The 6,530-nt window shown below is 77.4% G+C and carries 6 protein-coding genes and 2 pseudogenes; 5 read left to right on the top strand and 3 right to left on the bottom strand.

What is annotated here, in order from left to right:
- Positions 1–73: 73 nt before the first annotated feature.
- The 4 genes and pseudogenes from KPF22_RS33650 to KPF22_RS20000 form a co-directional block, all read left to right on the top strand.
- A pseudogene (locus tag KPF22_RS33650) lies at positions 74–373 on the top strand (ATP-binding cassette domain-containing protein); the annotation flags it as partial.
- Positions 342–992: pseudogene (locus tag KPF22_RS33645) on the top strand (ATP-binding cassette domain-containing protein); the annotation flags it as partial. The pseudogenes KPF22_RS33650 and KPF22_RS33645, both read left to right, overlap by 32 nt.
- Before the next feature lie 31 nt (positions 993–1,023).
- Positions 1,024–1,560: an ATP-binding cassette domain-containing protein gene (locus tag KPF22_RS32220; RefSeq protein ID WP_308010439.1), complete on the top strand. Its 537-nt coding sequence runs from the start codon at positions 1,024–1,026 to the stop codon at positions 1,558–1,560.
- On the top strand, positions 1,491–3,737 hold the full coding sequence (locus KPF22_RS20000; RefSeq protein WP_224400893.1) for a methyltransferase: 2,247 nt from the start codon (positions 1,491–1,493) through the stop codon (positions 3,735–3,737). The genes KPF22_RS32220 and KPF22_RS20000 overlap by 70 nt, the downstream gene beginning before the upstream one ends.
- Before the next feature lie 35 nt (positions 3,738–3,772).
- On the opposite strand, the gene KPF22_RS19995 is transcribed toward KPF22_RS20000, so the two are convergent.
- The 3 genes from KPF22_RS19995 to KPF22_RS33230 all read right to left on the bottom strand — a co-directional run bounded on the left by KPF22_RS19995 (position 3,773) and on the right by KPF22_RS33230 (position 5,563).
- On the bottom strand, positions 3,773–3,934 hold the full coding sequence (locus tag KPF22_RS19995) for an RGCVC family protein (RefSeq protein ID WP_224400894.1): 162 nt from the start codon (positions 3,932–3,934) through the stop codon (positions 3,773–3,775).
- A gap of 50 nt (positions 3,935–3,984) precedes the next feature.
- Positions 3,985–5,043 (bottom strand): acyl-CoA desaturase, encoded by a 1,059-nt coding sequence (locus KPF22_RS19990; RefSeq protein ID WP_224400895.1) that lies wholly within the window; start codon positions 5,041–5,043, stop codon positions 3,985–3,987.
- 244 nt (positions 5,044–5,287) lie between these two features.
- On the bottom strand, positions 5,288–5,563 hold the full coding sequence (locus KPF22_RS33230; protein ID WP_224400896.1) for a hypothetical protein: 276 nt from the start codon (positions 5,561–5,563) through the stop codon (positions 5,288–5,290).
- On the opposite strand from KPF22_RS33230, the gene KPF22_RS19980 reads away from it, so the two are divergent.
- On the top strand, positions 5,543–6,487 hold the full coding sequence (locus tag KPF22_RS19980; protein WP_224400897.1) for an alpha/beta hydrolase: 945 nt from the start codon (positions 5,543–5,545) through the stop codon (positions 6,485–6,487). The genes KPF22_RS33230 and KPF22_RS19980 overlap by 21 nt on opposite strands.
- The last annotated feature ends 43 nt before the right edge of the window (positions 6,488–6,530 follow it).

The raw sequence follows: 6,530 nt of genomic DNA, 5'->3' as shown, positions 1-6,530 counted from the left end.
AACCTGCCGGGGCTGACCGTGAACCCGGCGCGGTGCTCGCCCCGGCCGTCGCGCTCGGTGCGGTCGCGCGACGGTGCTGGCCGTGGTGTCGCTGCGGCTCGTGCCCGCACGCACCGGTACGACGCGGGTCCCCGGCGGCCCGGTGCAGACCGGCCCCGGGCTCACCGTGCGCGGGCTGCGCGTCCTCGATCCCGACGGGCGCGTCGTCCTCGACGGCCCCGACCTCGACGCGCACCCCGGGGAGGTCGTCGCCGTCGTCGGCTCGTCGGGGAGCGGCAAGACCACGCTGCTGCACGCGGTCCTGGGCACCCTGCCGGGGGGCCTGCGCGCCGTCTCGGGAGGTGTCGGCTGGGAAGGCGCTCCGCTGCCCCGGGGACGCCGCTGGCGACGGCGCACGCTCGGGCTGCTGGGGCAGGACCCGGCGCTGCACCCGCTGCGCGACGCCGGGCCCAGCTGCCCGTCCCGACCCGGACGCGGCGCTGCGTGCGGTCGGCCTCGACCCGGGGGCCGTCGGGGGGCTGCGGCCCGACCGGCTCTCCGGGGGCCAGGCCCGCCGGGTCGCGCTCGCCAGGGCGCTGGCCGGCGACCCCGCCCTGCTCGTGCTCGACGAGCCCACCGCGGGCCTCGACCCCGCCGCGACCGCCGTCGTCGTCGAGCTGCTGCGCGCCCGCGGCGGCGTCACCCTCGTCGTCACCCACGACCCGGCCGTCGCCGCGGTCGCCGACCGGGTCGTGCGGGTGGGCGCCCCCGCGCCGCCGCCGGCCCCGGCCGGTCCGCCGCCGTCCCGGGCCGGAACGCCGCCGTCGCCCACCGCGGTGCCGGTCCTCGACGCGCGGCACGTCACCACGGCCGTCCCCGGGGCCGCCGCGGACGTGGACGTTCCCGTGCGGCCCGGCGGGCTGACCGTGGTCACCGGGCCGTCCGGCTGCGGCAAGACCACCCTGCTCCGGGCACTGGCCGGGGTGCGGCCGGTCACCGGGGGCACCCTCGCACTGGCCGGTTCCGCCACGCCGTGGCCGGTGGGTGACCGCACACCCGGGCGTCGTCGCGCTGGTCGGGCAGCACCCCGTCCACGAGCTCAATCCGGCCCGCACCGCGGGGGCCGCCGTCGCCCGCCCGCTGCGCCGGCTCCACGGCATGCCCGCCGCCGTCGCCCGCGCCGAGGCGGTCCGGCTGCTGGGCGCGGTCGGCCTGCCGCCCGACGTGGCGGGACGGCGCCCGGCGGCGCTGTCGGGCGGGCAGCGGCAACGGGTCGCGCTGGCCCGTGCGCTGGCCGTGCGGCCCGCGGTCCTGCTCGCCGACGAGCCGACCTCCGCGCTGGACGCGGCGACCACGGCCGCCGTCCTCGACCTGCTCGACGCCGCCCGGGCCGACGGCCTCGCCGTGCTCGCCACCACCCACGACCGCGCGCTGGTCGAACGCGCCGACCACGTCGTCGACCTCGTCGACCCCGCCCCGACCCCGTCACCCAGACCGAGAGGAACCGCCCGGTGCGCACCGAACCCACCGCCGACCCGACCCACCCCTGGATCGCGCGCATCACCCGGGACGAGGACCTGACCCGGGTCGTCGTCGACCCGGCCGCGCTCGTCCCGCCGGACGGCGCGCTCGTCGTCGAGCACCGCGAGCACTGGACCGAGGTCTACGACTGGACCTACTCCGACCCGTCGCCGCTGGCCGGCTGGCGGGCCTCGGGGACCGGTGCGCCGCTGCCCGCCGCGCACATGGGGGAGTGGGCCGACCGCACGGCCGAGCTCGTGCTCGCCGCGCGCCCGCGCCGGGTGCTGGAGCTGGGCTGCGGCACGGGGATGCTGCTGGAGCGGATCGCCCCGCACGTCGAGGCCTACGTCGGCACCGACATCGCGGGCGACGTCGTCGACCGGCACCGCGCCGCCGCCGCGCCCGGGGTGCGGGTCGTGCGGGGCGCCGCGCACGAGGCCGGCTCGGCCGCCGTCCGGGAGGCGCTCGGCGGGCGGGCACCGGACTGCGTGGTGATCAACTCGGTGACGCAGTGCTTCCCCGACCTCGCCTACCTGACCGAGGTGCTCCGTACCGCGACCGCGGTCGTCGCGGCCGGGGGGACGGTCGTCGTCGGCGACGTGCGGCACGCGGGCCTGCACCTGCGGCACTGGCGGGAGACCGTCACCGCCACCGGGCCCGCCCCCGACGACGACGCCCTGGCGCGCACCGTCGCCGAGCGCGCCGCGACGGACCGTGAGCTGCTGGTCGACCCGGCCGCCCTCGCCACGGCGGCCCTCGCGGGCGGGCGCCGGATCGCCGTCGCCGTGCACGCCAAGACCCTCACCGACGACACCGAGCTGTCGCGCCACCGGTTCGACGCCGTCCTGCACGTCGACGCCGGACCCTCGCCGGTCCCGCAGGTCCTGGACTGGACCGGCGACCCGTTGGCCGGGGCGGAGCCGGTCCTGCTGCGCGGCATCCCCAACGCGTTGCTGCGTCCCGGCCCGCACGCGGTCACCGCGGCCCGGCTGCGCACCGACCTCGCCGGTCACGACGCCGCCGTCCTCCTCGACCCGGACGACCCCGAGCTGCTGGCGGTCGCCCGGCCCGCCGCCGCGGCCGCCCGGCCCGCCGCCGGGCTGGCCGGCCCGGGCCGGGCCCACGAGCCGTTCCCCGCGTTCGTGCGGAGCCGGGTCGGGCCGCTCGCGCGGCGTCTCACCGGCACCGACGCGACGGTCCTGCTGCCCGTCGCCGGGCCGGACGACGTCGCCGCGGCCGACGCGGCGGGCCTGGCCGCGCTGCCCGGCGGCGCACCGGCCGGCGACGCGGGCCCTGCCGACGCGGTCGCCCGGCTCGACGCCGTCGCGCTGCGTGCCATGGCCTCGGTGCTCGACGCCGGGGACCCCGACGTCGCCCCGCGGCACGCGTGGCTGGTGCGGCGGTGGCGGGCCGAGCTCGCCGCGCACGGCGACCCCGGGCCGCAGCCGGACGGCGCGCTGCACGCGGCGTGCACCGACCTGGGCTACCCGCCCGCGATGGTCGAGTTCTTCGCCGCCGCCATGGCCCACCTGCCCGCGCTGCTGCGCGACGAGGTGCCGCTGCAGGCGCTGCTGTTCCCCGACGGCGAGATCGCCACCGCCCTGGCGAGCTACCAGGACAACACGATCAACACCTACCTCAACGGGGCGCTGGCCCACCTCGCCGCGACCACCGCACGGACCCGGGCGGAGCCGCTGCGCGTCCTGGAGCTGGGGGGTGGCGTCGGCGGCAGCACCCGCGCCGTCCTCGACGGCCTGGGGGAGGCGCCGGTCGACTACCTGTTCACCGACGTCTCACGGTTCTTCCTCGACCTGGCCGCGACCCGGTTCCCCGGGGTGCGGACCGCGCTGCTCGACGTCACCACCGACCTGGCCGCCCACGACGGCCGCCACGACCTCGTCGTCGCGGCGAACGTCCTGCACAACGCCGTCGACGTCCGCGCGACGCTCGCCGCCGTCCGCGGGGTACTGGCCCCCGGCGGGGTGCTCGCCCTGGTCGAGTCGACCCGCGAGCACCTCCCGGCGCTGGTGTCGATGCAGTTCCTCATGTCCGCGCGTCCGGGCGCGGCCGCCGCGGGCAGCGGGGACCTGCGCGCCGGCACCGACCGGATCTTCCTGACCGAACGGCAGTGGTGGGCCGAGCTCGCCGCCGCCGGTCTGCGGCCGGTCGCGGCGCTGCCCGGTGACACGGACCCGCTGCGGGCGCTGGGGCAGCAGCTGCTGGTGGCGACGACGTAGTCACCCCGCCCCGGCGGCGGTACGGCGCGGTGCGGTCACCCCTTCGCGCAGACGCACCCCTGCGAGGACCCACCCGCGATCTTCGCCGAGCAGAACCTCCGGTCGATCGCGTCGTGGTCCTCCCAGGGGTGCGGGCAGACCGGGCACAGCTCGTCCGGGGTGTGGTCGGAGGCGGTCGAGGGGGTCGGGTCGTCCATGCTGGTGGTTCTCCTTCGGGGTTGTCGCCCCGAGCGGACCCGGGGACGGGTCAGCCGGCCGGTGGCCCGGTGGGGCGCCGCAGCGGGGCGCCGACCTCGTGCAGGTGACGGAGGACCTCGGCGTAGGAACGCAGGGGACCGGTCCGGGTGTAGGGCAGGCCGTGGGTGGTGCAGAACTCCTGCACGATCGGCTGAGCGCGGCGCAGGTGCGGGCGCGGCATGCGGGGGAACAGGTGGTGCTCGATCTGGTAGTTCAGGCCGCCCAGCGCGACGTCGAGCACCCGGCCGCCGAGCACGTTGCGCGAGGTCAGCACCTGCTTGTGCAGGTGGTCCAGTCGACGGCCCGCCGGGATGACCGGCATCCCCTTGTGGTTCGGAGCGAACGCCAGGCCCATGTACACGCCCCAGAGCCCCTGGTGCACGACGACGAACGCGACGGCCTGCACCGGCGCGAGGACCCAGAACACCGCCCCCAGGTACCCGACGGCGTGCGCGACGAGCAACGCCGCCTCCAGCCGCGGGCGGGGGACCTCTCGGCGCAGGATCGCCCGGACGGCGGTGAGGTGCAGGCTCCACCCCTCCAGGAACAGCAGCGGGAGGAACAGGTACGCCTGGTGGCCGACCATCCAACGGACGGGGCCCCGCGTGGCGGCGGCCTGCTCGGGGCTGAAGGCGAGCACCGGGATGTCGATGTCCGGGTCGTCGTCGGCGTGGTTGGGATGGGCGTGGTGCGCGGTGTGCTGGGTGACCCAGGCACCGTAGCTCAGCCCGACCAGCCCGCCGTGCAGGTAGCCGACGACGTCGTTGGCACGCCGGCCGGCGAAGATCTGACGGTGGCCCGCGTCGTGGCCGATGAAGGCCAGCTGCGTGGTCACGACCGCGAAGAACACCGCCAGCAGCAGCTGCCACCAGGACGGGCCGAGCCACACGAACACCGTGAGGCCGCCCGCGAGCAGGACCGCGTTCGCCGCGAACAGGAGCAGGTAGGTGCGGCGGGCCTCCTGCAGCAGACCCGCCCCGGACACCAGGGCGGCCAGCTCGCCGAACCCGCCCGCCGTCGTCGGACGGGTACGACGGGGGGACGTGCCGGTGGGCGGGGACGTCGTCATGCGTGCTCTCCGGTCGACCCTCGGGACACGGGACGAGCGGTCCTCACGACCGCACGGCTCACGCGTCGGAACGAGCCGCCAGGACAGCGACCACGCGACCTGGCCGGTGCGGGAACGGCCGGGACCGCACCACGGGACGGCACGGTCACGCCCCCGTAATGTGGCACACCGGTCGCCGCCCCGCACACCCACGCCCGGTCGCAGCCCGGCCGGGAGCCTCCTCAGGAGGCGGCCCGGCCGGCGCTCAGCGCTGCCGGACCGGCCGGACGAGGATCTCGTCGACGTCGATCTCGGGGGAGGTGTCGACCGCGTAGGCGACGGTGCTGGAGGCGCTCGCGGCCGTCCTGCGGCTCGACGACGACGCCCGGATGCGCCTGTTCCGGCCGGCGGGGGCGGCGCCGACCTGGACTACATCGGCAACATCCCGCCGTACGCCGCCGACGACGCGGCGGTCCTGCGGACGGCCGAGGTCGCGCGGGAGGTGGCGCAGCGGTGCGCGGTGAACGACCGCAACGGGCACCTGCGGCACGTCACGACCGCCAACGTCGCCCGGGACATGGACCGGATCCGGGCCGCGCTCGGCGAGGAGAAGGCGAGCTTCCTCGGCTTCTCCTACGGGTCGGCGCTCGGGGCGGCCTACGCCTCCCTGTTCCCCGACCGCTCCGACCGCGTCGTGCTCGACAGCAACGTCGGTGACACCCACCTCGACCCCGACGGCATCCGCCGCTACGCACTCGGCGCCGAGGAGACCTTCGGGGACTTCGCCCGCTGGGCCGCCGACCGGCACGACACCTACGGGCTGGGCGCCACCCCGGAGGAGGTGCGGGAGACCTATCTCCGGCTCGCCGCGCGGCTCGACGACCGGCCGTCGGCCGGGGTCGACGGGCGGGTGTTCCGGGCCGCCACCTTCGTCGGTCTGTACGGCCCGACCCTCTACGGCAGCACCGCCGCGGCCTGGCAGTCGCTGCTGTCCGGCGACGCGCCGCCCGCCCCGGCACCGCCCGCGGGCCCGTCGCCGCAGGACAACGCGTACACGGCGTTCCTCGCCACCACCTGCAACGACGTCGCCTGGCCGCGGGACGTCGCGGCCTACCAGCGGGCGGTGGCGCAGGACCGCGAGCGGTTCCCCGTGTACGGCGCGGCGAGCGCGAACGTGCTGCCCTGCGCCTTCTGGCCGTACGAGCCGGCCGAGCCGCCGGTCCGTGTGCTCGACGAGGGCCCGGCGAACGTGCTGATCGTGCAGAACCGCCACGACCCGGTCACCCCGCTGCGCGGCGGTGAGCTCCTCCGGGAGAAGTTCGGCGACCGGGCCCGGCTCGTCGTCGAGAACGGGAGCGGCCACGGCGTCTACGCCGGCGTCGGGAACACCCCGTGCGCGCTGGGGGTCACGACGTCGTACCTGGTCGACGGGACACTCCCGCCCGACGACGTGGTCTGCCGCTGACCGGCTCGCGGCGGCTCGGCAGGCAGCTGTGTGCCGGGCCGCC

It is taken from the genome of Pseudonocardia sp. ICBG1034 (genome assembly GCF_020131375.1).
Lineage (GTDB): Bacteria > Actinomycetota > Actinomycetes > Mycobacteriales > Pseudonocardiaceae > Pseudonocardia > Pseudonocardia alni.
The sequence above is the reverse complement of the archived record's forward strand: the minus strand, read 5'-3'. Positions and strand labels throughout refer to the sequence as shown.

What these genes read in the sequence shown, in the direction of transcription:
- KPF22_RS19995 (WP_224400894.1), bottom strand. Translation starts at nt 3,934, where the DNA reads ATGGACGACCCGACCCCCTCGACCGCCTCCGACCACACCCCGGACGAG.
- KPF22_RS19990 (WP_224400895.1), bottom strand. Translation starts at nt 5,043, where the DNA reads ATGACGACGTCCCCGCCCACCGGCACGTCCCCCCGTCGTACCCGTCCG.